Origin of the sequence: Lentisphaera marina (assembly GCF_028745505.1) — a bacterium.
GTDB classification, from domain to species: Bacteria; Verrucomicrobiota; Lentisphaeria; order Lentisphaerales; family Lentisphaeraceae; genus Lentisphaera; species Lentisphaera marina.
This window is the reverse complement of sequence record NZ_JAQZZL010000002.1, coordinates 1415873-1442480: the sequence shown is the minus strand read 5'-3', so window position 1 is coordinate 1442480 and position 26608 is coordinate 1415873. Positions and strand designations below refer to the sequence as shown.

Sequence of the window (26608 nt, the reverse complement as noted above, 5' to 3'; positions counted from 1 at the left end):
AGTGGAAGCTTATTGCTATTTTTGATAATAATTAATCCCTGCACGTTTATACTGCAGCTGAATAGATTTTAGTCGTGTCTTGAAATGCTTAATGTCTTTATTCTCTATTTGAGTCCAGGCGACCTCGGCAAGCGCCGCCATACGTGGGAAGGCCATGTACTCAACTTTATCCCAAGTGTGCATGTATTCAGACCAAAGTTGTGCCTGAGTTCCGAGTATGTGTTTCTTTTCTTTTTCAGTAAGGGACTGAGGGGTAGGGTTATAAGAATAAATTTCTTCAATCGGAGTGAAGCCACCAATAGCTTCATATTTCACGCCTTTTGCTAACTCCTCTTCAGCTGGAGCTTGGTAGTGATCGAAATAAGTGAAGTTAATGGGAGTCATGACAACATCGTGGCCTTCTTTTGCTGAAGCAATGCCACCTTTTTCCCCACGCCATGACATGACGGTGGCCTCCGAACTTAAGCCACCTTCACGAATTTCATCCCAACCAATGAGTTTGCGACCCTTGGATTTTAAAATACTTTCCAGTCTTTGGATGAAATAGGATTGTAGTTCATGGCTATCTTTGAGTTTGTTTTTTTTCATAAATTCTTTGGCAAAACTTGATTCTTCCCATTGGTCTTTTGGGGCTTCGTCACCTCCGATGTGAATGTATTTAGAGGGGAAGAGCTCACAGACTTCTTGCAAGACATCTTCAATCCATTTAAAAGTTTCTTCTTTTGGCGCGAGGATGTATGGGTAGACCCCCCAGCGGTTCATGACCTGAGGATTATAGTATTGGATATCTGTATTTCCCAGTTCTGGGTAGGATGCAATGGCGGCAGACATATGTCCAGGCATGTCTATTTCTGGAACAATGGTGATGTGAAGTTCTTGTGCATAGGCGACGATATCCTTGATTTCTTCTTGACTGTAGTAGCCACCGTATTGGCGGTTGTTATCACTTTTTCTTGTTCCGTAAGGGGGAGTAGATCTTCTCCATGCCCCAATTTGTGTGAGTTTTGGGTATTTTTTTATTTCAATTCTCCAGCCCTGGTCTTCCGTTAGATGCCAATGGAAGGTGTTGAGTTTGTGATAAGCCATCCAGCGGAGAAATTTCTTAATATCCTTGACTGGAAACATGTGGCGAGCAACATCAAGGTGCATCCCACGCCATTTAAATCTTGGCGAATCTTGGATTTCACAAGTAGGCAGATTCTCACCATGAGTTTGAATGAGTTGGATGAGACTTTGGATAGCATAAAATTTGCCTGTTTTTGAGCCAGTGATGAGTATTATATCCTCTTGTATATTCATCTGGTAGGACTCGTCTATTACAGTCTTTTTATGAGAGAGTTTTATAGAATTAGCGACTAGTGGTTCACGGGTTAACTTCAATTTATAACCCAATCTTTTTTCAATTTCCTCATTGAGTATTTTTATACTTTCGAGGTCTGTTTCTTGATAAACGATTTTAGTGTTGCTGTTTATCTTAAATTTTGAATTTAAGATTTTTATTGAATTTGGTTGTGGGATTATGTTTATTGAATCATACGCAAAAATTGATGAATAAGATAATATACAATAAAATACAATTTTATATAAGTTCATTTTAGGTCCATTATTTCGTTTTTAAAAGGAGTTGTATTTAATTTATAAACTGATTTAACGTAAAAAACAAGTAGGATAAACCCATTTAATTCCAAAAATGAATAAAATAAACAGGACTTGTGCTTGTTAAATCTTTCTTTGAGGTTTAATTGATTAAATAATACAAATTTTGAGGTGCTATGAAATATCTATATTACATATTCTTGCTGTTTTCTTTTCTCACATTTGCAGATAAGCAGGCATTGGATGCAGTAAGTTATTCTTTTGATAATGGTCTTGAACCTTGGCGTTCTTATGGTGACGGAGTCATTATTCATGAGAAAAATCTAGGCGGTGTAAGTCCGGGATCTGTAAAGATGTCATGCACAAAAAATAAGCAAGCGACGACTTACATCAAACAAAGCTTGTCAGAGGGGAAATACCTCGTCGAATTATCTCTGCGAGCCTATGGCGTCGAGAGTGGTCAATGGGGCCAGTCTATAATGATATTTTATGATAATGGATCAGGGACGGAATTTGTGACCAAGGACCTCAAAGGTACCTTTGAATGGAGTAAAATCAGCTTTACCGTGGAGGTGAAAGATAAGCCCTTAGTTCTGTGGGTGCGCCTCAAGTCGCTTGGGGTGATTTGGTTTGATGATGTAAAATTTTCCCCTGCCGAAAATGACAAGGCCTATACTTTCGTAAAAAGTAAAAAAGATTTTTTCAAAGTTCTTAAGCCTGGAAAAGGTAAGCGTTGTGAAGGCTGTTATCGTTATTTGCCCAGAGAGAGTGCCTATTGTGGGATTTGTGGGATGAGCTTTCCGAAGCAAGAAGCCAAACGAGTGAGAACAGATGAAGCTGAACTCCTTTTGGATTTCGAAGCAAGTGAAGAGGGGAAGAAAGCTCACTATATACGAGAATTTAATTCTGAGTTTTATACAGAAGGTAAATCTTCTGGGGTCATTAAGGCAGGTAAGTACAATAATTTGAATCTAGGTGAAATAAATCTTAAGGACTGGAGTGCCTATGATTATATTGCTTTAGATATTTATAACCCGACTGATATCATGCTCGATTTTTATCTCACCATCAATGATGGGTCCCATCGTGGATATTGGGATCAGTTGAATCATTTAACTCGCCTTTCTCCTGGTTGGAATAAACTCAAATTCAAAATTCGCACTTACGTAGGGGAAAGAGGTTCTGTTACCTATAAGCGTTACTTGAATTTAGCGAATATCAAAAAAGTTTGGTTTGCAACGGGGATTAAAGTTCCCAATAATGGTGAAGAACTCTATGTCGATAACGTTCGTTTACTTCCTGGTGTGGCTTTGGATAAATTTGAGGGTTTGCGAGCATTTGATTTTGTTCTTGAAAAGTTTAGGACACAAGAAGGTTTTACAGGTATACAAAGTCAGCATACTTACCATGATGATGTAGGCTTTGGTTTTGAAAAAGCCCGTATCACGCGTGAGTTGGATTCTAAATATGCGAGCCTTCTGGATAGGGATGGACTTTTTCTTACTGATGGTGCGTTTAGAGTTAATGTTCCCAATGGAGAATACCAAGTCATATTGAATGTCAATTCATTGGGTATGTGGTATGAGCATTTTTGGAAAAAAAGGCAGGTGCGAATTAATGGTGAACTTGTGCTCGATGAGAATTATGATGACTATCAGGGTTACTTGAAGCGCTTCTTACGTTTTGCTGATATTGAGCCCAGTCAGGATGATAATCCCTATGACCTTTATTTGAAAGAAATTTTTTCGCCTATTGAGAAAAGAGTTCAAGTGAAAGACGGAAAAATATTGATAGAGATTAAAGGTGATGATTACTCAATTTGCCTGAATTCACTAATTATTTATCCTGAGGCGAAAAAGACTCAAGGTAAAGCCTTTCTAGCTAAACTCTATGAACTACAGAAGAATGAGTTTTTGAGTGACAACCGCTTGATTCAAGCGGGTAAAGTTAAGGGGCAGGAAAACCTTGAGGCTAAGCATATAAAATCCGGCGTTTATTTTGAAGTAATTGATTACCCCTCAGAACGAATCGAGATTAATGAAATTCCAGCGATGCTTTCTGATACACTTGATTTAAAATCGGCTCTCAATGGGAATCCAGGCAAGATGTTAGCCTTGCGCTTATTGGATAAGAGTGAGCATATTGACCTTAGTGTATCCGGTCTGAAAAGTGAAGAGGGGCATACTATAAGCTCATCAGCAATTCACTTGCGTTACGGCATTAATCAGTATCAGAGTCAGTCATTCAATCATGAATCTTACGTATTGGCGCCCTTGTTTTTTCGAGATTTCCCAGAAAATGGCAGGACGCTTGAAAAGGACTTGACGAGAGTTTTGTATTACTCTGTGGACATGACCGACGTGAAACCAGGATTGTATACTGGCCATGTTTTAATGAAGAGACAAAATGGACAGCAAAAAATTAAAGTTAAGCTACAGGTTTTTCCATTTGAATTACCTGAAATGAATTTAGCTTCGGGTTATTTTGGACTCAACCCAGTGCCAGCACATAATTTACAAGTTGAGGGGATTAGTAAGTACAAGGATGAAAATATACGCAAGGCACTCAAAATTTTGAAGAAAAGAGGTTTCACTTCTTTCACCGAATTGCCCCCAGTACGTTTTTCTTCTAAAGATGGAATCTTAAATTTAAATTCTTATGAATTTGAAGATAGTTTAGTAGCTGCTCAAGAGTACGGTTTTAAAAAGATTTTCTCTTATGGAGGAGCTTTTATGGGCTCACTTAATTTAGATACTCAAGGCAATATTCATGGGATGCCTAAGGATGAATATCATAAACAAGCGGGAGAACTGTTAGCGGGCGTCATCAAAAAGTACCCTTCAATCGAAATTGTTCTTAATATTTCTGATGAAGCACACGGTTACTCACAAAAAGTAGAGCGCGATGTTAAACGCTTGAACTTGGTACAGGAATTTTATCCTTACTTAAAAACGGGAGGCTATACACATGAGATTAAAAAGGGTGCCTATGGAACAGAGATTAACTTTAGTACTTTTGATGAACTATCTTATTCAACGGCAAATAAAGAAAGTATACAGCATGCCGAATCTACAGGAAAGAAATGGGGTATGTATAATCAAGGAATTGCTTTAGAGGAATATAATAGAGAAGTCTTTGGGCAAGCCATGTTTACGCTACATAAAAAGGGTGCGGCACATATGATTCAATGGTACTTTAATGGGCATCAGAATTATCCTTATTATGATTTAGATGGTCGAGAAAATGATGCAATGATGGTTTATCCGAGAATGGATGGTGGACTTGATTACGGGATTAAATTTGAGCTCGCTACTCAGGGCGTGGAAGATTATAGACTATTACAGTTACTCGATTCTTTAGCGAAAGGAGCAAAAGGTGCAAAAGCACGTGAATGGCTAAATAAACATTATTACGATTATGATCCTGCGCCAGTGAAGTATTCGACGAAACAAATGAACTTTACCTATAAAAATGATGAGCTTCGTGAGCTCTTGTACAAGATGATTTTGGAATTAGTGAATCAATAAGGTTCTGGGGTCATTTTCGAAGTGTAGAATGCTTGTGGAAGCGAAATTCAAACCTAGAATTATATAAAACAATCTATTTAATTCAAAAAATGAATAAAGTGTATTGACAAGTTATATCAATGTGTATATACTTAGTGTATTAAGTAATTTATTTAGAACTGGAGAAGAAATGAAAAAATTCACCTTGATCGAAGTTTTAGTCGTCGTGGCTATTATTGGTATTCTGGCGAGCATGCTCCTCCCAGTGTTGAGTAAGGGTCGAGCTAAAGCTCGGCAAGCTGTCTGCACGAGTAACTTAAAACAGATGTATTATGCAACTTATTCCTATACAACAGATAACGATGGGGCTTATCCAGCGACGAGATTTCCTAATGTGGGTATTTATAGTAGGTCACTACATGACGGTATAGCGCAATACATTATGACTACCATAAGTACAGATCATAATCCAGCTTTGCAGGATTCATATGATAACGGTGGTGTTTTTACTTGTCCGAGTTTTGATGAAAGTGAATTAGCTGGGAGAGGTGTAGGAGCTACAGCTAGTCGAGTTGGATATTCAGGTTATGGGACTAATGTACATATTCAGAATAACTTAGAAAATGGTCAAGGTGAAGAACGCAGGATTTCTGATTTGAATGGGAATATGATAGCTCACACGGAAGGACAGTCGGAAGGTGTTTTTAATCTAAATATTTATCCCAATACTTATGGCGTCTATCCATGGCATGATAAGAATTCCACGGGTAATTATTTATACTTAGGCGGACACATTCAGCCCTCTAAAATAAATCATTTGTTGACTTGGCTGTCAGAGCCTTGGCTCGTTAATTAAATTCTTGGAGTTCAGAATTGGAACTCGTTTCTAATAATGTTTTAGAACATCTCCAAATAATCTGGAATTATCATCTCCTTCAAATGCCAGTGCGTAGTGCTGACTGCATCTTAGTGTTAGGTAGTAATGACTTAAGAGTAGCCGAATACGCAGCAGAACTCTACTTTAAGGGCTATGTGAATAAGATTATTTTTTCTGGAGCCCAGGGTAGATTGACGACAGGACAATTTAAGCAAACGGAAGCTGAAACTTTTGCGGAAATCGCAATTGCAAAGGGAGTACCCAAAGATTGTATCTTTCTGGAGAAAGAAGCCACAAATACAGGTGAAAATTTGCAATTCACACGAAGCTTGATAGAGAAGCATAACTTAGTAATAAAAAGTGCCATCCTAGTACAAAAACCCTATATGGAACGACGCACTTATGCAACGGCAAAAAAGCAATGGCCTGAGCTCGAATTCACGGTCTCATCACCTAAAATTAATTTAAAAGAATTTCTCAGCGGGTCCAATGATGCCGAAGAAGTGATCCATGCCATGATGGGTGACTTACAACGCATGGATGTTTATGCTCAGAAGGGCTTTCAAATACCTCAAGTGATTCCAGAAGAAGTTTGGGGATCATTTAATTGCCTTTGCCGAATGGGCTACACAAAGCACCTGATTAACTAAGGTCATTTAATGTATTAGTATTGCTGAGTACGCAACATGACGAGTGTACAGGCTTCTAAGACTTCTAGACCAGCATTGCTGAATTGTCTCATTATTTCATCATCTTCTGTACCGGGATTGAAGATAATTCTTTTTGCCTTACTAGCAATAAGCTCATTGACTATGGAAGCCAAGCGACTGGGACGTACGTAGAGGCTAATGGTATGGATTTTCTCCTGAATATCCTTGATGTCAGTGTAGACTTCGCGATCATCAACTTTGCGGCCTGTGGGGTTATAGAGTAGAGTTTTGTGGCCTGCTTCTTCCAAGGCATGCATTGCCATATTGGCGTAGCTTGAGCTACGTGGGCTCGCTCCTATGATGAGTGTATTTTTCAATTTGGTCTCCAAGTCTTCTTTGAGCATAGCTAGTTTTGTTTTTATGTACGACATTAGGTGGTTTTTAAGAAAAAAATATCTTGATAATAAGGGCCGAATTTTACTTTTTCATAAAGTTTATATCATCAGTCTTCATGAAAAATCATAAGGATCAATTTGAGTAATGTCAGATAAGCTCACTAGAATTACCCTCATACAACGATTGCAGGACGAAAACGACGAGATTAGTTGGCAAGAATTTGAAGAACTCTATAAAAGTTATATCTATCGCGTTACCCGTAATCTTTGCGAGTCTATTGGTAGCAGCAACCCCTACGCTTATTATTTAAGAGATAATCCAGCATATTTAGTTGGCAATAGAGTACGAAACCTGCCAGTTGGCACTTTGATTTGCTGTGAGTTGAGCTTCGAAGTAGGGCTCGAAAGAAAAGCACTTATCATTACCCCAGATGGGGTAGAAACTTGGCGAATAATCTGTTTTTACCTGGATGTCCTTAGAGAGGTCATGTTTTTGGTAGTTTTCGGTGCCACTTTTACCTTTATTATCGAAATCGAGTGCTAGGTAAGCTCCGGCCTTCCAATCGAAGTCGCTGTGGCGATTAATAAAGCCGGACTCGTCTAATGAGTAAGGGTGAGTGATTTCTCCAGTAAGGTCTACTGAGCTAGTGAAGAGCTGCTGCGTGGATGGTACTGGGAAAAAAGGATGAGGGAACCACTGGATAGGCAAGGGATCATTACCCAGTGAGGTAACTGAGGTTTTCGAATGAATGGTATTGCCTTCTAGCGAGACTTCGCAGGTGATTGCATAGGCCCAGTCCTGGAATGAGTGTTGAGAAGTCATGCTTATAGAATTCTCAGTTTGACTGACTTCCCAGTCCAGCCACTCAATGACTTGGCGATTGAAGCGAGGATCGAAGGGATGATCATCGATACTACGTACGACTGTCCCTACACCAATGACAGCTAACTTGTCGCCACTTTTGTTATCAGATACTTCCAGAGCTTTGACGAAGGTTTCAGGAGCACCTTGGCCATCAAAGGTGTCAGGTACTTGCGGGTAGCTGGGTCCTGAGAGTAGGGCCTTGCCGTCTTGGTTATAAATTTGGTAGATGTAGCCACCTGTACAGTAGCGAGAGCCTAAGAGCGCAAGGTCATTGATGGGGTCGACTACATCGACTGATAGAAATTTGTTTTTTAATTGGTACATTTTTTTCTACTTAAATTCATCGGGAAGTTTAACTATAGCACCTTTGTGAGCGCAGACGTGGGCGGCTAACTTAGAAGCGATAGCTTGTGCTGATGCAATGTCACCATCATTCAGGTAATGACTAATGAAGCAGGAAGTAAATGAATCGCCAGCTCCTACAGTATCAATGACATTACCAGGAATAGCTGCGTGTTTGAAGCATTGTTCTCCTTGATGGATTTCACTGCCATCAGCACCAAGAGTGAGTATGACTAATTCTAGATTGAAATGATCAATTAAAGCCTGAAGGGGTTTATCAAACATTTTTTCTAAAACGACTAGTTCTTCTTCATTGATTTTAAGGAAGTCGGAGATCTGTAGAGAGTTTTCAATGATTTCACGGTTATAAAACTTTTGGCGTAAGTTGAGGTCACAAAGAACTTTGGCAGTACTTTTTTTATTGGCGACTGATTGCTGGATAGTTTCGCGTGTTACCTGATTGCGTTGAGCCAGGGTACCAAAGAGGATTAAATCGGCTTGGGAACTTGCCTGTTTTAAATCCTCATCAAAGGGGACAAAATCCCAGGCGCTATTCACAACGATCTCATAGGAAGCGTTACCGTCTTCATCGAGGGTGATATTGACTGAACCCGTGGGGTAATCAACTTTAGAGGCAATTAAGTTAAAGTCTACATTCTTAATAGCCTCCAGGAGTTCTGCGCCCAGTTGATCCTTACCGATCGCACTGAACATGGAAGCATCAAGACCGAGCTGCTGAGCATAGCAAATAGCGTTGGCTGGGGCTCCACCCCAAACTTTTCCTGTTGGGAAGACGTCCCAGAGGACTTCTCCGATAGCAATTACTTTTTTCATTTTAGTACCTTCAATATTTCAAAGCATGCGCAAGTTGTATGATAATCAATTTTTGCTCCCGGTGAAGCAACGTTAGGATCTATGCATTCACCTTCACGGTTGAGTAGGCGTAGCCAGGGCTGATGTTTTTCGCGACTAAATTTCTCCCAGCAGTAAGACCAAAGGCGGTCGTAGTCCTGCCAGTAAGAGTCTTTGCTAGTAGCTTCTGCCAAGAGGGCTTGTGCGGCGAGGGTTTCGGCTTGTACCCAAAAGTACTTTTCGTCATCACAAATATCACCGTTTGGGCCAAAGCCGTAAAGTAAGCCTCCAAAATCATCATCCCAGCTTTGTTTCATGGCATGTTCATAGAGATACTCAGCTTGCTTAATTAACCAGTCCTGAGGAGAATGCTTATGAATCAAGAGTAAGAGCTTACTCCACTCGATAAAGTGACCGGGTTGATACCCCCAGGGACGATAGAGGTTTTTTGGGTCATCTTTATTGTAATCCCAATCCACATTCCAGTCCTGATCATAGTGTTCCCAAATGTAACCATCGGTGCCTTTGGTTTGACGGATGCAAATGTTTTCTGCAATTGTGATTGCACGTTTGAGGAACTTTTCATCTTGAGTAGCTTCAAAGGCGGAGATCATAGCTTCGCAGGCGTGCATGTTGGCGTTTTGACCGCGATAACTATCAGTTACAGCCCAGTCGGCACTAACTTGATCCGCATAGAGTCCATATTCTGTTTCCCACAGGCGCTCTTCCATTAAGTCAAAGACTTGATGAATTTTATCACTATAATCAGCCACATCTGATAAGTGAGCTTGCGAGTAGAGCAATAACATGAAAGCGAGGCCGTAGCAGTGGTTCGTAGCATCATCAACTTGATTATTAATGAGCGACCAGTTATAGCCCTGACCTTGCTCGTTCCAGTGCTTTTCTTCGATGAAATCGATGCCTCTTTTAGCAAGTGTTTGATGTTCTGGCTTAGAAAAGTATTTTCCACTCAAAGCAAAAACGAGACTGAGTCGTGCCGAAGAGACCAAGTGTTTTTGTTCGGGATGACTAACTTTACCTTCAGGGTCAAGAGTTTGAAAAAAACCACCGTCAGGATCGATTGCGTGATTTTGATAAAAATCGACGATACCGCTAATGTGCTGATCAATAAAATCTGTTGTTCTAAATGCATTCATTGAGTGAGTCCTTTATTTTTTAATTGTAGTAAATATAAGGTGTTTGTTTTCTCTTTCTTTTGTGATATTCTTATTTATATGGTATTTTTTAACTGGTATAATAAAGTTTATTTTGGTATAAAATGATTGTTTCGTGTCCATTGCTCTCTCTCCCGGAAATTGATCGTGCTGGTGAGTACCCATTGCTCAACTCCGGTTTTGATTTTACTTACAACCAGCAAAGCTATTCAATACATTTTTATGAGTATGATGGTATTATACGTTTGGGAAATGAAGAATACACCTTTCAATCAGGAGATGTTACCCTGGAAGCGCCTGAAGTGACTTATGCTTACTTGTCAGATCAACCCGGTCGACATTGGTGTATACATTTTTTCTGGAAGGGTTTGGGTGATACTTTCTCAGTCAACTGCTATCATAAATTAGGAACAGACAGTCTGCGTATTCTTGAACAGATAAAACTTATTAGCCGCTTGTTTAATACTTCGTCAGGTTCAGTGGATAAGCTAGAAGCTTCTTTTCGTTTACAAGCCTTGCTTCTATCACTGGCGCGACTCAGTCGTCCTAAAGACCATTCCAGAAGCAGTAGTAATTTTCACTGGGCAGAGTTGACTAAGCTCATTGATGACAACCTAAAAAATTATATAACGACAGCCTGGTTGGCGAAGAAGTTGAATATTACTTCTCCAACTTTAGCGAAAAAATTTAAAAAGCAATTTGGCTGTACGGTAGCTCAGTATGTCTTAAAAAAACGCATCGATACCGCTAAATCTCTATTAACAACAAGTAATATGACTATTAACGAAGTGGGTAGCTTGGTAGGAATTGAAGATCCGCAGTATTTCAATAAACAATTCAGGAAAATTGTGGGACAAAGTCCAAGCCTCTACCGTGATAAGAATAAGTCTTACTTAGTGGAACCTGATCGAGATATTGCCGTATTGGGTGGCAGTTGGATTAGTGAAAATAAGACTGGTGAAAATTGAGATGATTTTTATATGAATTAATTGGTGAACAACTAGCTAGAGGATCACTCATTAATTCTTTACTTGCTCAATTTTTGAAATCGCGCCAGACCCATTCGATGGCATGGGGCATGAATTGGTTCTTAGCTGGACCCATGCCATGCTTATTATCTTCACAGAAAAAGTACTGGTAATCATAGCCTTTAGCTTTGAGTACTTTAGCCATACTATGATTAGCTTCTACCCAATCATGCATGTCGTCGCGCATGACATTGGGATTTAGTAGATCGCGGTCACCAACAGCTAACCAAATGCGAATGTCTTTCTTGGGGCTATTGGGGATAAGACTTTTATGAAACTCCCAAGCACCACCGGGTGTTTCAGGGTTGTATGGCCATTGTTGGTTAACAAAAGTACCTGAAAAGCTGACTACGCGGCTGTAGAGGTCATTGCGGTACCAAGCCATTGCGAGAGCCGCAGAAGCACCCGAACTAACTCCCATAACGGCGCGAGCATCAGAATTTTTTGTCAATTTAACTCGATAGCGCTTTTCAACTTCAGGTAAAACATGAGACTCTATATATTCGGCTAAGAGGCCTGACATAGTGTCGTACTCTTTCCCACGCTGATGACCTTGAGCATCGCCACCACCATTAGCGACTCCAATAAGAATCATAGGAGGGATGCGCTTTTGAGCGATCAAATTATCACAAATAATATTAAGTCCCTTTAAATTGGCATTCATCGATTTCGTACTGTCGTGGACAATGGTAAAAGGATAGTCAGCTGTGAGGCTTTTTTGTGTTGGAATATAAACTGTGATGACTCTTTCGAAATCAATATCGTGGGTATCGACAATGAGTGTATTGGGATTGTTTGGGTCGGGAGTACCAAATACTTTTCTCGCAATACCCGGATTGTAGATAGAACCGTCTTTAGAAAAAAGTTTAAATTGGTGAATTTTCCCCTGTGGGACAGTATCATTTTTTTGGCTTTCTGGAGCTTTGCTATAAAGTGGGCTAGCGACATAATTCCCATTCTTATCAAGGATTTCTCTGAGTGATTTTACTTCACTTAATAAACTGAATGTCGGTGCTCCAGCATCTTTGTAAGATCGCGTGGGTGGAGAGGGACGTTTCTTTTTTTGAACTTTAACTTTTTTTGTTTTCTGCGGTGTTTTATTATCAGCAAAGCAGGGGGTGCTTAGAAGGGCAAAAGGGATGAGTAAACTTAAAAACTTCTTCATTCAGGTCTCGCTTGATTAAAGTTTAGATTAATTATCATACACCACAGTATGTCTAAAATGACTTTAGGTAAACAGCACCTTTTGTAATTCAAAGTATCATCTATGCTTTGAAGCTGGTAAAAGGATTTCCTGTATGAGAATTCTCGAAGCTGAAATTGTTTTTGTCAGTTCTTTAGCCTTTGATCAAAAGGCTATGCTCATCATGAATAAACTTACTGAACTAAGCTCAATTAATCTTCGTGCTTTTTATTGAGAAGTCGACCAGATCTATTGAGTACCTTTATTTGGTCAGAACTAAGTGCGTGATTGAAAATCGCTATTTCATCAAGACGTCCATTCCAGTGACCAGGATTACCATAGTCAGCTTTACCATCAGTTCCAGATACTTTGGTGCCGATACCAAGACCTTTAACATGTGGGTTTACTTTTAAACCATTAACACGAACTTTAGTAAGCTTTTTGCCGTTGCGATAGAGCGTGACAAATGTACCATCATGAACGAAAGCGACATGATGCCATAAATCCGTTGGAATAGGGATGTCTTCAGTAATGTGGTGCCGCTCGCCTTCAAGGTCCTGGATTTCTACATCTAGATGTCCTTCTTTATTTAAGCCGAAGTGAAATTGGCCATATTCAAAAGCGTCCCAATTCTTAAGAATTGTGGCCCATTCAGGGCGGCTGTGAGCATTGACCCAAGCCGTAACAGAGATTTCATTAAATTGTGCTTTTGGATAATTGGTAACGTGAATAAATGATTTGTGATTGACTCCTGCCAAACGCAGAGCATTACCACTTTTACCTCGTGCAAGAATGGTGGATTGATTCGTACGAATGTTTGCCCTGCCATCATTTTTATAGTTGGACCAATCCTTAAAAATATTGCCATCTTCGGTAACATCCATGGGTAAGTAGAGTACAGGGTTTAAAGATAAAATTTCTTTACTGTATTCAGACTCGGGTTCATTGAGGTTTCTGAGAAAGAAATCTCTTTTAAGGTCGATGCCAGCGGCAATTGTTTCTACGAATTTACTATTGTCAGCTAATTGATAGATAATTCGTAGTGCGTTCTCCGCATTAAGTAATTTTTCAGAGGGGTTATCTTGACCACCCCATTCTACGCGAACTTGCCCTTTATACACATGAGCTTCTACATATTCATTTTCTTTGACTATAACTGAAAACTCAGTGCCAAGATCAATAATTGAAGCACAAGGAGTAACTACGGTGAAACCTTGACCACTCTCAGGAACATTGGCTGAAAGTCGTCCTGACTGACAATGAAGGGTGTTTTCGGAATCAATGATAAAACGAGAGGGGGCTTCTATGATTGTGGAAACGCCATTGTTATAGGAAATTTCTAAAACACCACTTTTAAGTTCATAGGGGCCAGCGGGAAGCCAGGAACCAGGTTTAATTTCCTGGCCATCGAGTCCCCCATATTCAAATTTAGTACCTATGGTCTTGTTGACCTTGGCAATAGCTTCTCCTCTAAAAGGAGTCGTATTAATAATTTCTCCCTGAGTGCTAATCGGTTGCCTTTTTTGGTCTATAATAAACACGGCTATAAAAAGGGCTGCTAGTGAGGTGATGATGGAAAGGAAGGGGATAATTCGGTTTTTATTTACATCCTCATCTTCATCAAGTTTAGGCTTGAATGCACTTGGCTCAGGGCGTTCAAAAATTAGTGCATTACATTTTTCGGCGAGGATGCTGTGAGTCTGACAGAGCTCAAGATAGTGTAGTCGAGCCTCTTTAGATTTTTTGAGTTCAGTTTTAAGAACTTGAAAATCGTCATCAGAAATTGATTGTTCGAGCAGCTGATTGATAAGCTTGTGCACTTCATTTTTATCCATACTACTGTGAGGCACTTGCGGCGCTTCCTCTTGAATATTTCTTGTGGACGGACGTTCGAATATCAAAGCATTAAATTTTTCAGCTAGGATACTGTGTGACTGACAGAGCTCTATGTAGTGAAGGCGAGATTGTTTTGAGTTCCTTAATTCTTTTTTGAGAATTTGAAAATCGTCATCAGAAATTGATTGTTCGAGCAGCTGATTAATCAGCTTTTGTAATTCATCATTATTCATATGACTGACCTTTCAAAGTTTTAACGCATTGAGTTAAATTATTTCTTGCTCGAAAGAGGGCTTGGGCGATTGAGTTAGCTGTACTTTTCAGGTCTTCTGCGATTTGATTAACACTTTTTCCTATGGTATAACGCATTTTTATGAGGTCGCGCTGTCTATCAGGGAGTTGACTCATGCAACTATCAATTTTCCCCTTTTTAATATTGTAAAGTTCATCTGCTTCAGTGGACTCAGAAATAATTTCTTCAATCATTTCATCATCAAAGACAAGGCGATCGCGCATTTTTCGTTGGCGTTGAGCCATGACTTGAAAGTTGGCAATTCGAAAAGACCAAGCCTTGAAGTTGCTACCCATTTCAAATTCACCAGATTTTTTCCATAAAATTATATTGGTTTCCTGAAGTATATCATTGGCTCCATTGGGATCACCAGTAAGGCTCAAAATAAAAGCGTATAGTCTACCCTGAAAAGATGTCATCAATTCGATGAAATCTTCTGTTTGATCAATATCCATAATAAATCCTGTATGTTTGCCGTACTATACGATCTAAGGTCTTATATAAAAAACAGAACATTAGAACGAAAAGTGCTCATTATAACTTCTCTATATTAGCTCAATATGCAGAATAGGGACTTTATTACGGTATTTTGATGAAAAAAATATTTATTTCAATATTTTTTGTATACAAGAATCATGTCAAAGTCATTTTATTCTTGAGGATAAAGCGGTAAGACGGTAATGAATGAATTTGTGTATAGTGGTTTTTTCTCTGTAAACCTTAATTCAATTCACCAAAGGGGCGATTGAATTTGGATAGTTGCTGAGAGAGTGCTTTTTTTATTTTCTCAGCGACCTCAGGGTTGCTCTCAAATAGGTTGTTTTTTTCTTCAGGATCTTTATCAATACGGTAAAGTTGATCTTTCATGAAGTAATTTTTATTTTGTGCAGAGGAATAATAACCGAGATGAGAGTTTTTGACGAGATAAGGTACATCTAGGATATCGCCTTTGTAAGATGAGAATTGTCCGCCTTTGACAATTTGTTTGTGTACTTTATCCGTGTAGCGCACAGCGATGTATTTCCATTTTTGGCTTTTTATGGTTCTCGCATAACCAATTTCTCCATAAATAAAGTCATGTATTTCTTTCTCGCTGCCTTTGAGTATGGGCAGGATGCTTTTGCCATCGAGATTTAACTCTTTCGCAGGCTCAATCCCACAAATATCAAAGAGGGTGGGCGCTAAGTCAATGGATTGAATGAGTTGATTACTGACTCGACTTTGAGAGACCCCCTTTTTCCATTGAATAATCATGGGTATTTTTAGTCCTCCTTCGAAACAAGTGGCCTTTTGATATTTTTCGAAGCCATGATCACTCATGTAAACGATAATGGTATTATCCTCTATTTTATGTTCACGAAGTTTATTGAGTATGACGCCAATGCTATTGTCGAGCCAAGTATAGGCGGCAGTTCGGAGAGGATAGCCGGCTTTGAGTACTCTTTCCTTAGTTTTCTGCCTGTCTTCCATGATATCGAAACCTTCGGGTACAAAACCGGCACCAGTCATGCGAATATCAGCGTCCAAAGAAAAAGGGAATTCTTTGCCTTTCATAATGTCTGGGTCAGGACCGTGATGAGCAGTAGTGGAGTAATAGAGAAAGAAGGGCTTGTCTTTATTTTGATTGATGAAATTCGCTGCCGCATTTGCCGTCCATTCAACATTGTGAACATTGAGAGCATCATTCCAAAGTTCACGGGTATTGGCTAGGTAATAGGCATCGACATAATCAAAGCCATGCTTCTTCATCATGTCGCAGACGACACGATGATTGTGTTGCATTTTTTCGTTTACTTTAGGGTCTTTAGGGTCGTCTTGCTGTCCGTAGACTTTTAGACCGTGTTTTTCCCAAAGCTTAGTTCCGCCTGCACTAAAGTGTTCGGAAATATGTGACTTGCCCACGAAGCCAGTTGTGTAACCGTGTTTTTGTAGTTCTCCGGCAATGTTTCTTTTGTCATTTTCCAGAGAGACAAAATTCTCGATTCGCATAGCGGTGTTTTCTGGCATTCTTTTGAGGAAATGAGGGTCTTTACAATGAGAGGGATGACGACCCGTCAAAATGGCATAGCGGGCAGGGGAGCACACCGTACTGGCCGCGTTAGCATTAGTAAATTTCATACCGTTTTCAGCGAGGCTATCAATATTTGGGGTTAAAGAGTTACCTCCATAACAGCCAAGAGTCTTATAAAGTTGATCATCAGTAACTATAAAAATAATATTAGGTTTATCGGCATAAAGAAAAAAAGATATAAATAGGATGTAGAGAAAAGAGAGTTGTTTCATAGATAAATCTTTAATTTATTGAAAATCAGCTTTGGTTGAGATTTGGGAGTGTATAGAGGCGCCATGAGCAAAACTAAAACTTTGTATAGATCCATCGATGTATGAACCAAAACTACCTCCATCGTAGTAATATCCTACACCTGTATGCCCATTATAAAAATTGTTAGAAGAATATAAAATTGCCGCAGTAGTTTGATTTGCAGCTCCTCCCCCTGGAACAAGGAAAGGTTCTATTTTTCCCAAACCACTTAAATTATTAAAATTAGCCTGTTGGTCGTTTTGGAAATAACGATTCATAGAATAATCTCCTTCTCCAGCTGCGTTGTGAATAGTCTCATTTCGGTTCGCTCTTATGATTGGGCAGTTCATAAGAAGATTGTAGTTGGATTCGGCCATTTCAGTTGCAGCATTTGGATTAAGAGTAAATTGCTTGCCTGTCATATCTTCATAAATTAAACGTCGCCAATGAACAAAACCTGCAGCAATCGGGTATGGGTTGCTGATAGGATAGCAAATTGTGCCATCGTAGTTGTCAGCATACATTAAGACACCGGTATATAATTGTTTTAAATTATTTTTGGATACAATAGTTTTTGAAGTGTTTCTCGCTTTGCCAAGGACAGGTAAGAGCAGTGATGCGAGAATTCCAATAATTGCGATCACGACGAGTAATTCTATTAAAGTGAATTTTATAGCTCTTTTGCAGTTCATCTAGTACACCATACAATTAATATTCATTTGTAAGTATGTATTAAGTCATCCCAAAAACCTTAATCATTTTTAGATAAAATTTTAAATTTATATGAATTCTCGTTCTACTGAAAATCTTGATTATCATTCACTAAGTCTTGAATAAGTGCCCCTTGGCCAACGGTCATATAATTAACATGGCCTGCTAGGTAGAGTGCGAGGGATTTTCCATTGTATTCATAAGCTGGTCGGCTTTGACTCGTACCATATTCAGTATGTTTTAAATTTGTGGCGGAATGGGCAGACTTGGCGTTTGAAGATGTGCCTGGCATAATAAAAGGCTCAATCTTCCCCTCGAGATTGTTTAAGGTGAAATCATTTTGGTCCCTGCCAAAATACCTGTTGATATTGTAGCTTGATCGACCACTTGCATTGTGTTCAATAGGGTCACGTTCAGCGAGTAAAAGAGGGCAAAACATCATTGAATTATAAGAGCTACTAGCCATTTCATCTTGAGCGTCATTGTTATTTAATGAAAACATTCCAAATGAGCTTTCGTAGACCATTCTCGCCCAGAAGGTGTCATCACCATTATTTCTTGGATGTGAGTTGCTATCTGAGTTAAATAATATTTCATTGTTGTTGTCAGCATAGACCAATGTAGCCATATGAATCTGCTTTAAATTATTGATAGACAACGCTGCACGAGACGTTTTTCTCGCTTTACCTAATACGGGGAGTAATAATGATGCGAGGATTCCGATGATTGCAACTACGACGAGAACTTCAATTAAAGTGAATTTCTTTGTATTGTTTGTTGTCATTTTGTTAAACCTTTTATATACCTTTAATGGTATATATTGGTTTATATAAGAATATTACGCCTATTTATGTGCCAATGTTAAAAAAGTTAATCTTTTTTGAATGCTGATTGGAAAGTGTAATTACTAATTTTGCAGCTTTGATTAGATCTATTCTACTGAAAGTCGTTTCTGTCATTCACAATTTCGTTGATCGATGCACCTTGTGTCGCACTCATGAATTCAACATGGCCGCCTATGAATAAAGCAAGAGTTTTTCCATTGTAGGCATAAGCGGGGTAGCCATTATTGAGTTCGAGTCTGGAGCCTCTAAAATCTATATCGGCATGAGCATCGTTAGAAGCACTTGAGGCTGTACCAGGTATAATATAAGGTTCAATTTTTCCTGATAGGTTGTTTAAGGTAAAATCATTTTGATCTCTGCCAAAATATCTATTCATACTGTATCCTGAGTGCCCATGTTGACTACTGACAATTGGCGCGCGTTCACCTAGTAGGACTGGGCAATACATCATTTTTTTATATCTGGAATCATTATCCATTTCATCTCTTGCGGTAGCTGAATTAAAGGAAAACATTCCAAACATGCCTTCGTAAATCATTCTTGCCCAATTAGTACTTGCGGAATTGTTTCTCGGATGGGCATTACTGTCGGAGTTACATAATACGCCATTATTGTTATCAGCGTAAATCATTGAAGCGATAGATATTTGTTTTAAATTATTAATGGATAAGGCCGTTTGAGACGTTTTTCTAGCTTTACCTAATGCGGGGAGTAATAAGGATGCTAGTATTCCAATGATTGCGATCACGACAAGTAGTTCAACTAAAGTGAATTTGCTATGTTTTTTCATCTAAGTACATTCCTAAAATGAACCAATAATGGTATATTATATAATTGTTTTATTTATTCCGCAAGTTTTCTTTTCTATTTTGAGCCCTTTCTTTTGCGGACTTCGCAAAGAAAGAGCTCGATGAATTTTTGTATAATCAAGAAGCTTAAGACTTTTTCTCTTTTTTGTTTTTTCCCTTCTTAGGATTTTTCTTCTTCTTTTTATCAGTATCAGTAGAACCTTCCCACCTAACAATTGTTTTGCTGGCATTAGGTGGAGCCATTTCGTTAAGCCACTTCTCGTAGATCTTGGTGAGTTCAGCTGCTTTTTCAGGGTGAGCTTTGATAAGGTCTTTTGTTTCAGAGATATCATCGTCGATTTTATAAAGCTCAGACTTGCCCTTATAAAAAACTAGTTTCCAGTTGTTGAGTTGTATACCAGCTTTGCCATCACCATGATTCCAAAAGAAAGGACGATCTAGGTTGTCCTTTTTTCCTTTTACCACAGGAAGAATACTTTCACCGTCAATATCAGATAGAGCAGGAAGTTGAGCCGCATCTAATATTGTAGGGAGAATATCAAGTGAGATAATTGGGGATTGAGTCTCTTGGCCAGCTTTGATTTGTGCGGGCCAAGACATGAGGAAAGGAACTCGAATACCGCCGTCATAGATATCATGCTTTAGACCTCGAAGAGGAGTGTTGTCAGCGTCCATTGCTCCAGCACCACCATTATCAGATAAGTAAAAAATGATTGTGTTTTCGTAGATGTCATGCTTTTTAAGGGTTTTAACGATCTCGCCAACGCCGTGATCAAGGTGTTTGAGCATGCCAACTAAAATATCGCGGGTTTCACTGCCGGAAACAGGCTTTACATCTTCTTCCGGAGCCTGAGCGGGTGCGTGAACCGCATTGTAAGCAACATAGGCAAAGAATGGCTGATCTTTATTTTCTTCGATGAATTTCACGGTTTCTTCAGTGATACGCGTAGTGAGGTATCCTTTATCGTCAATGGCTTCGAGACCGCGAAAGATAGGGCCCCCAAATTTTCCGTCATAATCTTTTTCTAAACGGAAAAAGTCGCGTGCACCACGTCCCATGAAACCGTAGAAGTCATCGAAACCACGGTGAAGAGGGTGGTATTTCATTTCATGGCCAAGGTGCCATTTGCCAAAGGCCATAGATTTGTAGCCGGCGTCTTTGAGGTGATTAGGGATGAATTTTACACTTAGATCAGTGCCGTTACCACCTTCGCCAGCTGTGTAAATACCATAACGCTGCTGGTAACGACCTGTCATCAAACCAGAACGTGTGGTTGAGCAAACTGAACCAGAGGTATAACCCCGATGAAAGATGATACCTGATTTTGCCAGAGCATCGGTGTGCGGCGTGTTGATGTAGTCATCGTGCTCAGGATTGTAGCTCACATCAGCGTATCCTTGGTCATCTGAAACGATTAAAATGACATTGGGTTTAGAATTTGCCAAAGCTGCAAAGTTCACACAAAGCAGAGCAAGAAATATTTTTTCAAATGAATTTATCATTGTGATTTTTTCCTTATTTTCTATTCTTAAGTGATTTTGAGAAGAGCCAATCCCAGACCTTTTCACTTGTGTCGCATTGAGGGCTGGCTAGTTCTGTTTTATATCCTGATTGAGTATCGCCTTCGTAAGTATAGGCATATTCGTATGCAGCGTGTCCTACCTTACTGACTTCGGTGTACTTCATGTTGCCCTGAGCTTTTTTCATGGCGTCAAAAATGAGTCGGCTCTTACCTACGGGGATGGTTTGATCATCGTCACTATGAAAGGCCCAAACGGGGACATTTTTAAATTTTGAGTAATCGATGTTGTCGTACTTTGGATCAAGTTTTATGTGCCAGCCTTCTGGGAATCCCGCTCCTGCGCTAGGTATAGCCGCGGCAAAATATTCGGGGCGATTCCAAATACTGAGCCAGGTTCCTTGCCCACCAAGAGAATGACCAATGAGATAGATGCGATCTGCATCAATCGAGTATTCTTTTTTGAGTTCTTCGATAAGTTCAAGGCTTACAGCCAAAGGTCCTTTTTTACTGGGATCCCTGCGGTGTTTGAAGGTCCAATTGGAATTCATCTGTGGGGAAAGTACAAAGCAGGGATGTTTTCTACGAAGTTTTTCTTCACTTAAATAGATGTGCCAGTCTTTGAGGTTTTTGATATTATTTGTGCCTCTTCCACCGGCACCGTGAAGGCTTAGGATAAGTGGGTATGACTTCGAAGAATCGTAGTCAATAGGCTTCATGAGTCGGTAGGGCATGTAATCATACTTCCCCGGTTCATGAAGACCGCTATCGAAAAGGCCCTTTAACTTTTTTGGGACTTTATCTTTGTCTTTAGCTTCTGCCGGAGAGTAAATTAAAAATCCGAAAAGAAATAAGGAGTATATAATTGAGAGTAAAGTTTTAATCATGAATCATGTCTTTTTTTATCAATAAAATTCTTATAGAGTCAATAAGTAAGTTCGCGGAAATATTACGTTCTTACTTTTTAAATTCGGGAATTTCTTTGAGTTTACTCCTGAGTCTCGTCAAAACTTCTTTGTACTCAGGGTTGTCGACTTGATTAAAATGTTCGCCAGGATCGCGCTGGTGATCGTAGAGCGCTTCCTTTTGACCTCTCCAGTTGATCAAGCGGTAACGCTTAGTGCGAACTGAGCGGTCGGCATTTACATAAGAATAAGCATGCTCATCCCATTTTATTTTTTCACCTTTCATTAGGGGGAGTAGGCTGCGCCCCTCTGCAGTTTCTGGTGTAGGAACAGAACTTATTTCTGTGATAGTAGGTAAAACATCAAGGAACTGAACGATCTTATCGACTTTAGTGACCTTAGTTTTGAGTTTAGGGCTGCTGATCATGAGCGGAGCACGGCAGGAGCGTTCGAAGAGAAGAGTTTTGTTGAAATAATCTTTTTCACCGACCTGGTAACCATGGTCACTGATAAAAACTATGAGGGTGTTTTGACTTAAATTTAATTCATCGAGTTTGTCTAAAACAAGTCCAAGTTGTTCATCCATGTAGGAGATACTTGCGTAGTAAGAACGTACAAATTCCATACGTTTCTGAGTATCCATTTTATCGAAAGCTCTTTTGAAAACATCGTAATAGGCAATCATCGGAACTTCAGAGGCATTCTCAGGGGTTTCCGGCAGTTTAATGGATTCGAGTGGGTACATGTCAAAAAATCGCTTGGGAGCAAAGAAAGGATCGTGGGGGCGACTGAAGCCTACGCCGAGGAAAAAAGGTTTTTTATTCTCAGCAAGTCCTTCGAGGTGCTTGTTTGTCCAGCGCGCTGTTCTGGAATCAAATAAGATCTCTTCTTTTTCAGTTACAGAACGCCAAGTCATGAAGCCTAATTCGCCATCAGTGAGATTGCGGCCTTCGCCGATAGTTTGTCTTTCATCAAAGGCTGGGCGGTAAAAGCTGTACGGTTTTCCCTTGGGCTGGAGTTTTCCTGTTCTCAGGTTAGTGATACCAGTCCAGCTCTGAGGGTCTTCATGGTGAAAGATTTTACCTGTAGAGATCACTTCGTAACCTTGTTTTTTAAAAGCCTCTGGTAGGGTTGTGATATTTGGCGCTGTCTTACGTAGTTGATCAGCATTACTTAGGCAACCACTTGTACCAGGGTACATTCCGGAGAGAATGGAATTGCGACTAGGATTGCAGAGTGGGTATTGAGAATAGGCCTGTGAAAAGAGTACACTTTTGGAGCGCAACTTATCCAAGTTAGGTGTCTTAACTACGGGGTGTCCGTAAGAGGCTATGTCGACGTTGAGGTCGTCAGACATAATAAACAAGACGTTCATTTTATCTTCTTTAGCATGGAGTAAGAAACTGCTCAGAAGAATGGCACATGATAATAGTTTTTTCATTTACTTTACCTTAAATCCTTTGCTTGCCGCGAGGCTTTTGAGTTTAGAAACCAAAGCACTGCGCTCTGGGTTATTGATTTGATTGTTGAGTTCATAGGGATCATTTTTTAAATCGAAAAGGAGTAAGGTTTCTTTTGCGGGGTCCGCATTGATAAGTCTCCAGCGCTCGGTTCTAATGGTCCAACCCTTACGTACATCCACTTGGCTATAGCTTACAGGTTTTACAGGATTTGAGTTTCCGTGTATGGCAGCTTGTAGCGACTCACCTTCTAACTCATTAAGTTTTGGCAGATCGCACATGTCGATTAAAGTAGGGAAGAGGTCAATTAACTCAACGATTTTATCGTAGCTACGAAGCGTTTTTTTTGCGGGGTCCACAATGATAAGTGGGACTCTAGCGGAGGGCTCAAAGAGCATGTTTTTCCCCCAGGTGCGATGTTCACCTAAGTGGTAACCGTTATCACCAAATAAAACAACTATGGTGTTATCTTTTACTCCGGCGTCATCAAGAGCCATCATGATTTTTCCAACTTGAGCATCGACATAAGAAATGGATGCGTAGTAAGCGTGATTAAGTCCAATGCGTTGTTCTTCATTAATAGCTGCTTCGAGTTTTTTGCCGGAGGTATTTCTCGCCGTGGAAGGGAGTTCTTCATTAGCATATTTCTGCCAAGACTGATAAAGCTTATTGGGCTCGTAAAGGTCATAATACCTTTTGGGGATAATGAGAGGTCTATGAGGTTTTAGAAAACCCATGGCTAGAAAAAAAGGTTTATCTTTCTTCTTTTTGATCCATTTAGTGACCGAAAGAGTATTAGCCCCATCAGGGAGGTCTTCATCTTTACATGTCGGATTTCTCCACATGGCGTTCCAGTGAATATGTCCTGCATCCACAAGAATTTCTTCACCAGTGTTGGCTCTTTTACGACCTTCTGGACTAATTCCGCCATCAAGAATAAAATCCCAATCAGTTTTTTCGTTATTATCAACATGATTAAAAATTTTTCCTGCACGAGCAGTGACATAACCACTACTCTTAAAGTAAGAGGGGATAGATTTTATGCCTGGATTAGTTTCGTAGAGGGAAGGGCCATTTGAAACGATGCCAACGGTATTTGGACGAAGCCCAGTCATAAAAGATGATCGACTGGGGCCGCATACAGGGAATTGGCAAGCAGCCTTTGTAAAAACCGTGCCTCTTGCGGCAAGTTTGTCGATGTTGGGGCTGATGACATCTTTGTTTCCATAAGCGCCTAAATAGCAATTAAGGTCATCTGACACAATAAAAACAACATTGGGACGACTTTGTTCGCAAATGGCACTGAAAGCCATGAGTAATAATGTTGTGAGAGTAATGGTTAGTTTATTCATTCGCTTATTTGTCTGCATTTTGAAATTATGCCTCTATTAAAAGTTAATAACGTTGTATTGACTTTTATTATGCAGACAAAGACAAAAGCTTAATGAATTATTGCTGATTATTGTCTAATAACTCTTTGTTTATATAGCTTGGTAAAGTGTATATAATAAAAAATGCCGAGTTTTAATCGGCATTTTTTAAGCTGTTAAGCTATCGGCTTATGATAAACTTCAGTTCGATATTGTTTATAATACTGAAGGTAGGGTTACCATTTACTTTAAACTAATTGTTTGGTCTGAACCGCCAACAGTTACAGATTTAGAAATTACTTTACTAGGAGTATCAACTCCAGCTTTTAGAGTAAAGTTCTTTCCCTTTGGAAGTTTAAGAGCATAGTTTTTACCCTTAATTCTGAGAGTGTATAAAATTTCATTTGACTCGTTATCAATAAGCTGAATGACTGGGTTGTTTACATCGAAAGTTAAATTACCCGAAACTTCCCATGATAGGGGGCTGTAGTTATCGAATTGAGAAATAGTTTTTGGCCAGCCTGTGTACTGCTTTGCTGTAGGACTGCTTATATCTACGTTTCTTGGCCAGCATTCCATGGTAATATCACGACTCTTTGTATTAAAACGAACGATGCCAAAACCGGCAGCGCGAGTACTTAATTTGTTGCCAGAAGGCATTTTTTCTGGATTAGCTGCTGCAAAATTTGTGACCTTATTGGCAAAACCATCTAAATGATCGCCCGTGTAGCTTGGAGCTCCTGGTTTGCGATTTGCACCAGGCTCGAGTGGTTCCCACCAGCGTAAGTAAAGATTGGCAATTGAGGGAACGCAGAATGAGTAAATGGAATCACGGAACTCTTCAACACCATGATGGAAGATCGTTGCTAAGTGTTGGTCTCCAGCATAGTGAAAAGCAAAGCCTTTTCTTAAAGTTTCAAGTGCTCGGTTACGGCCAGTTTGGGGCCAGCCGTTTGAATCCATATCGGCATGTAGACGTCCTTTGGCAGAACCATGAATATGTGCACCACCGCAAAAAATAGTCGCGGAGAGGACAACTTTCATATTGGCATCTTTCCAGTTTTGAGTCCATTTATCTAAGAAATTGAGTTGTCGTTCACCTAATAATACTGCTCCTTTAACATCCACACTCGCTGGATCGTACTCAGGGTTGCGAATGTGGTCGGGACGTGGGCCTTGCTTTGGAACACGACCGGCAGGACCAGTTTTGAATTTTCTGTCTTCGATTATAGCGAAATCAATATTACCCCAATTGAGGTTCGTGAACCATACTCCAATTCCCTGGCCGATATTGCCTGGATCAACGGGATCTGGAAAGTGGCTGGTTTGCGCACGTTCGACCTCCTGAACATAGATACCAGGCTGTTTATAACCTCCATCAGCAGCTCCGCCGAGAGTAGAAACTTTACCACTTTCACCCCAGAGATTGGGTTGGCCTGCATCGTGGTCATCTGGTAAACATAAAGTTGGTCTGTCTTTTATGATCTCGCCGAAATCACGACCAAATTTTAACCATTCTGCATAGTGCTTGTAATGATCGTAGACTTGATCACCTGAGAAAAAGAGGACGTCTGCATCGACTTTTTTTACATTCTCAACTAAATCCTGTCTTGAGATATCTCCACCAAACATTGGGTGACTACTGTTTCCCGTAAATCCTGCAACAATAATTTCATTTTTGTCTTTTGGGTTTTTACGAATTGTCCCTTCATAAATAGCATCATTATCATAACGAACTCGGTAAGCTACAGTTTGACTATCATCCCAGTTTTCTACTCGAAATGGAGCTGTCCATCCTTTTTCAATCACTTGTGTCTTTGCGACCTCGGTCCACTTACCATCTTTTTTGATTTCTAAACTGGCATTGCGATTTGAGTATTCACTGAGTGGGTAAAGCTGTGCAGTAAGTTTTAAGGTATTGCTGTGAACAGTGTAAAGAGCAAAGCAAATTACATCTTTTTTTGCTACTTTTGGAACCACCGGCTTATATCTTCCGTTCTTCTTGTTCGCTAATGTATTATTTGAACATAATAACAAACCAAATGTTAGAATGGCCGTTTGCACGAATTTGTGTTTTATCATTTTTGTC

At 39.8% G+C, this 26608-nt stretch carries 21 protein-coding genes; 4 read left to right on the top strand and 17 right to left on the bottom strand.

All coding sequences use genetic code 11. The features are described from left to right. Positions 1-15: 15 nt before the first annotated feature. Positions 16-1593, bottom strand: a complete 1578-nt coding sequence (locus PQO01_RS16750; RefSeq protein ID WP_274315267.1) for a beta-N-acetylhexosaminidase — start codon at positions 1591-1593, stop codon at positions 16-18. Positions 1594-1772: 179 nt separating this feature from the next. Here PQO01_RS16750 and PQO01_RS16745 point away from each other — a divergent pair, with 179 nt between their 5' ends. The 3 genes from PQO01_RS16745 to PQO01_RS16735 all read left to right on the top strand — a co-directional run bounded on the left by PQO01_RS16745 (position 1773) and on the right by PQO01_RS16735 (position 6629). After that, entirely contained in the window at positions 1773-5123 is a 3351-nt protein-coding gene (locus PQO01_RS16745; RefSeq protein ID WP_274315265.1) for a glycoside hydrolase domain-containing protein, read from the top strand. Positions 5124-5292: 169 nt separating this feature from the next. Next, positions 5293-5958, top strand: coding sequence for a type II secretion system protein (locus PQO01_RS16740; protein WP_274315264.1), 666 nt, complete (start codon positions 5293-5295; stop codon positions 5956-5958). Between the two features lie 17 nt (positions 5959-5975). Then, a complete protein-coding gene (locus PQO01_RS16735) occupies positions 5976-6629 on the top strand; it encodes a YdcF family protein (RefSeq protein WP_274315262.1) in 654 nt (217 codons plus the stop codon). 14 nt (positions 6630-6643) lie between these two features. Here PQO01_RS16735 and PQO01_RS16730 read toward each other — a convergent pair whose 3' ends face one another. The 4 genes from PQO01_RS16730 to PQO01_RS16715 form a co-directional block, all read right to left on the bottom strand. Continuing rightward, the gene (locus tag PQO01_RS16730) at positions 6644-7006 is read right to left on the bottom strand and encodes a CoA-binding protein (protein WP_274315261.1); all 363 of its coding nucleotides are present in this window, start codon (positions 7004-7006) and stop codon (positions 6644-6646) included. Between the two features lie 346 nt (positions 7007-7352). Beyond that, complete coding sequence (locus PQO01_RS16725; protein ID WP_274315260.1) at positions 7353-8213, bottom strand: aldose epimerase family protein; 861 nt, start codon at positions 8211-8213, stop codon at positions 7353-7355. Between the two features lie 6 nt (positions 8214-8219). After that, a complete protein-coding gene (locus tag PQO01_RS16720; RefSeq protein ID WP_274315259.1) occupies positions 8220-9065 on the bottom strand; it encodes a carbohydrate kinase family protein in 846 nt (281 codons plus the stop codon). Beyond that, positions 9062-10240 carry an AGE family epimerase/isomerase gene (locus PQO01_RS16715; protein WP_274315258.1) on the bottom strand — a complete coding sequence of 393 codons (1179 nt, stop codon included), beginning with the start codon at positions 10238-10240 and terminating at the stop codon, positions 9062-9064. Before PQO01_RS16715 ends, PQO01_RS16720 begins: the two co-directional genes overlap by 4 nt. Before the next feature lie 122 nt (positions 10241-10362). On the opposite strand from PQO01_RS16715, the gene PQO01_RS16710 reads away from it, so the two are divergent. After that, the gene (locus tag PQO01_RS16710; protein WP_274315257.1) at positions 10363-11226 is read left to right on the top strand and encodes a helix-turn-helix domain-containing protein; all 864 of its coding nucleotides are present in this window, start codon (positions 10363-10365) and stop codon (positions 11224-11226) included. Positions 11227-11293: 67 nt separating this feature from the next. Here PQO01_RS16710 and PQO01_RS16705 read toward each other — a convergent pair whose 3' ends face one another. The 12 genes from PQO01_RS16705 to PQO01_RS16650 form a co-directional block, all read right to left on the bottom strand. Next, a complete protein-coding gene (locus PQO01_RS16705; protein ID WP_274315255.1) occupies positions 11294-12451 on the bottom strand; it encodes an alpha/beta hydrolase in 1158 nt (385 codons plus the stop codon). A 230-nt stretch (positions 12452-12681) separates the two neighbouring features. After that, on the bottom strand, positions 12682-14538 hold the full coding sequence (locus tag PQO01_RS16700) for a LamG-like jellyroll fold domain-containing protein (RefSeq protein WP_274315254.1): 1857 nt from the start codon (positions 14536-14538) through the stop codon (positions 12682-12684). Then, on the bottom strand, positions 14531-15052 hold the full coding sequence (locus PQO01_RS16695) for a sigma-70 family RNA polymerase sigma factor (RefSeq protein ID WP_274315253.1): 522 nt from the start codon (positions 15050-15052) through the stop codon (positions 14531-14533). The genes PQO01_RS16700 and PQO01_RS16695 overlap by 8 nt, the downstream gene beginning before the upstream one ends. Before the next feature lie 265 nt (positions 15053-15317). Beyond that, positions 15318-16880, bottom strand: a complete 1563-nt coding sequence (locus PQO01_RS16690) for a sulfatase family protein (protein ID WP_274315252.1) — start codon at positions 16878-16880, stop codon at positions 15318-15320. 15 nt (positions 16881-16895) lie between these two features. Then, complete coding sequence (locus PQO01_RS16685) at positions 16896-17591, bottom strand: type II secretion system protein (protein WP_274315251.1); 696 nt, start codon at positions 17589-17591, stop codon at positions 16896-16898. A gap of 104 nt (positions 17592-17695) precedes the next feature. Continuing rightward, a complete protein-coding gene (locus PQO01_RS16680; RefSeq protein WP_274315250.1) occupies positions 17696-18394 on the bottom strand; it encodes a type II secretion system protein in 699 nt (232 codons plus the stop codon). A gap of 152 nt (positions 18395-18546) precedes the next feature. Further along, entirely contained in the window at positions 18547-19245 is a 699-nt protein-coding gene (locus PQO01_RS16675; protein WP_274315249.1) for a type II secretion system protein, read from the bottom strand. 145 nt (positions 19246-19390) lie between these two features. After that, entirely contained in the window at positions 19391-20767 is a 1377-nt protein-coding gene (locus tag PQO01_RS16670; RefSeq protein WP_274315247.1) for a sulfatase-like hydrolase/transferase, read from the bottom strand. A gap of 13 nt (positions 20768-20780) precedes the next feature. Then, positions 20781-21671 (bottom strand): carboxylesterase family protein, encoded by an 891-nt coding sequence (locus PQO01_RS16665; RefSeq protein WP_274315245.1) that lies wholly within the window; start codon positions 21669-21671, stop codon positions 20781-20783. 70 nt (positions 21672-21741) lie between these two features. After that, positions 21742-23130, bottom strand: a complete 1389-nt coding sequence (locus tag PQO01_RS16660) for a sulfatase (protein ID WP_274315244.1) — start codon at positions 23128-23130, stop codon at positions 21742-21744. Next, complete coding sequence (locus tag PQO01_RS16655; RefSeq protein WP_274315243.1) at positions 23131-24519, bottom strand: sulfatase; 1389 nt, start codon at positions 24517-24519, stop codon at positions 23131-23133. A 243-nt stretch (positions 24520-24762) separates the two neighbouring features. Further along, entirely contained in the window at positions 24763-26601 is a 1839-nt protein-coding gene (locus PQO01_RS16650; RefSeq protein WP_274315242.1) for a hypothetical protein, read from the bottom strand. Positions 26602-26608 lie beyond the last annotated feature (7 nt).

Excerpts from the sequence above, each read along its gene's own strand:
- PQO01_RS16750 (WP_274315267.1), bottom strand. The coding sequence starts at position 1,593 with ATGAACTTATATAAAATTGTATTTTATTGTATATTATCTTATTCATCA.
- PQO01_RS16745 (WP_274315265.1), top strand. The coding sequence starts at position 1,773 with ATGAAATATCTATATTACATATTCTTGCTGTTTTCTTTTCTCACATTT.
- PQO01_RS16740 (WP_274315264.1), top strand. The coding sequence starts at position 5,293 with ATGAAAAAATTCACCTTGATCGAAGTTTTAGTCGTCGTGGCTATTATT.
- PQO01_RS16725 (WP_274315260.1), bottom strand. The coding sequence starts at position 8,213 with ATGTACCAATTAAAAAACAAATTTCTATCAGTCGATGTAGTCGACCCC.
- PQO01_RS16720 (WP_274315259.1), bottom strand. The coding sequence starts at position 9,065 with ATGAAAAAAGTAATTGCTATCGGAGAAGTCCTCTGGGACGTCTTCCCA.
- PQO01_RS16715 (WP_274315258.1), bottom strand. The coding sequence starts at position 10,240 with ATGAATGCATTTAGAACAACAGATTTTATTGATCAGCACATTAGCGGT.
- PQO01_RS16710 (WP_274315257.1), top strand. The coding sequence starts at position 10,363 with ATGATTGTTTCGTGTCCATTGCTCTCTCTCCCGGAAATTGATCGTGCT.
- PQO01_RS16705 (WP_274315255.1), bottom strand. The coding sequence starts at position 12,451 with ATGAAGAAGTTTTTAAGTTTACTCATCCCTTTTGCCCTTCTAAGCACC.
- PQO01_RS16700 (WP_274315254.1), bottom strand. The coding sequence starts at position 14,538 with ATGAATAATGATGAATTACAAAAGCTGATTAATCAGCTGCTCGAACAA.
- PQO01_RS16695 (WP_274315253.1), bottom strand. The coding sequence starts at position 15,052 with ATGGATATTGATCAAACAGAAGATTTCATCGAATTGATGACATCTTTT.
- PQO01_RS16690 (WP_274315252.1), bottom strand. The coding sequence starts at position 16,880 with ATGAAACAACTCTCTTTTCTCTACATCCTATTTATATCTTTTTTTCTT.
- PQO01_RS16685 (WP_274315251.1), bottom strand. The coding sequence starts at position 17,591 with ATGAACTGCAAAAGAGCTATAAAATTCACTTTAATAGAATTACTCGTC.
- PQO01_RS16680 (WP_274315250.1), bottom strand. The coding sequence starts at position 18,394 with ATGACAACAAACAATACAAAGAAATTCACTTTAATTGAAGTTCTCGTC.
- PQO01_RS16675 (WP_274315249.1), bottom strand. The coding sequence starts at position 19,245 with ATGAAAAAACATAGCAAATTCACTTTAGTTGAACTACTTGTCGTGATC.
- PQO01_RS16670 (WP_274315247.1), bottom strand. The coding sequence starts at position 20,767 with ATGATAAATTCATTTGAAAAAATATTTCTTGCTCTGCTTTGTGTGAAC.
- PQO01_RS16665 (WP_274315245.1), bottom strand. The coding sequence starts at position 21,671 with ATGATTAAAACTTTACTCTCAATTATATACTCCTTATTTCTTTTCGGA.
- PQO01_RS16660 (WP_274315244.1), bottom strand. The coding sequence starts at position 23,130 with ATGAAAAAACTATTATCATGTGCCATTCTTCTGAGCAGTTTCTTACTC.
- PQO01_RS16655 (WP_274315243.1), bottom strand. The coding sequence starts at position 24,519 with ATGCAGACAAATAAGCGAATGAATAAACTAACCATTACTCTCACAACA.
- PQO01_RS16650 (WP_274315242.1), bottom strand. The coding sequence starts at position 26,601 with ATGATAAAACACAAATTCGTGCAAACGGCCATTCTAACATTTGGTTTG.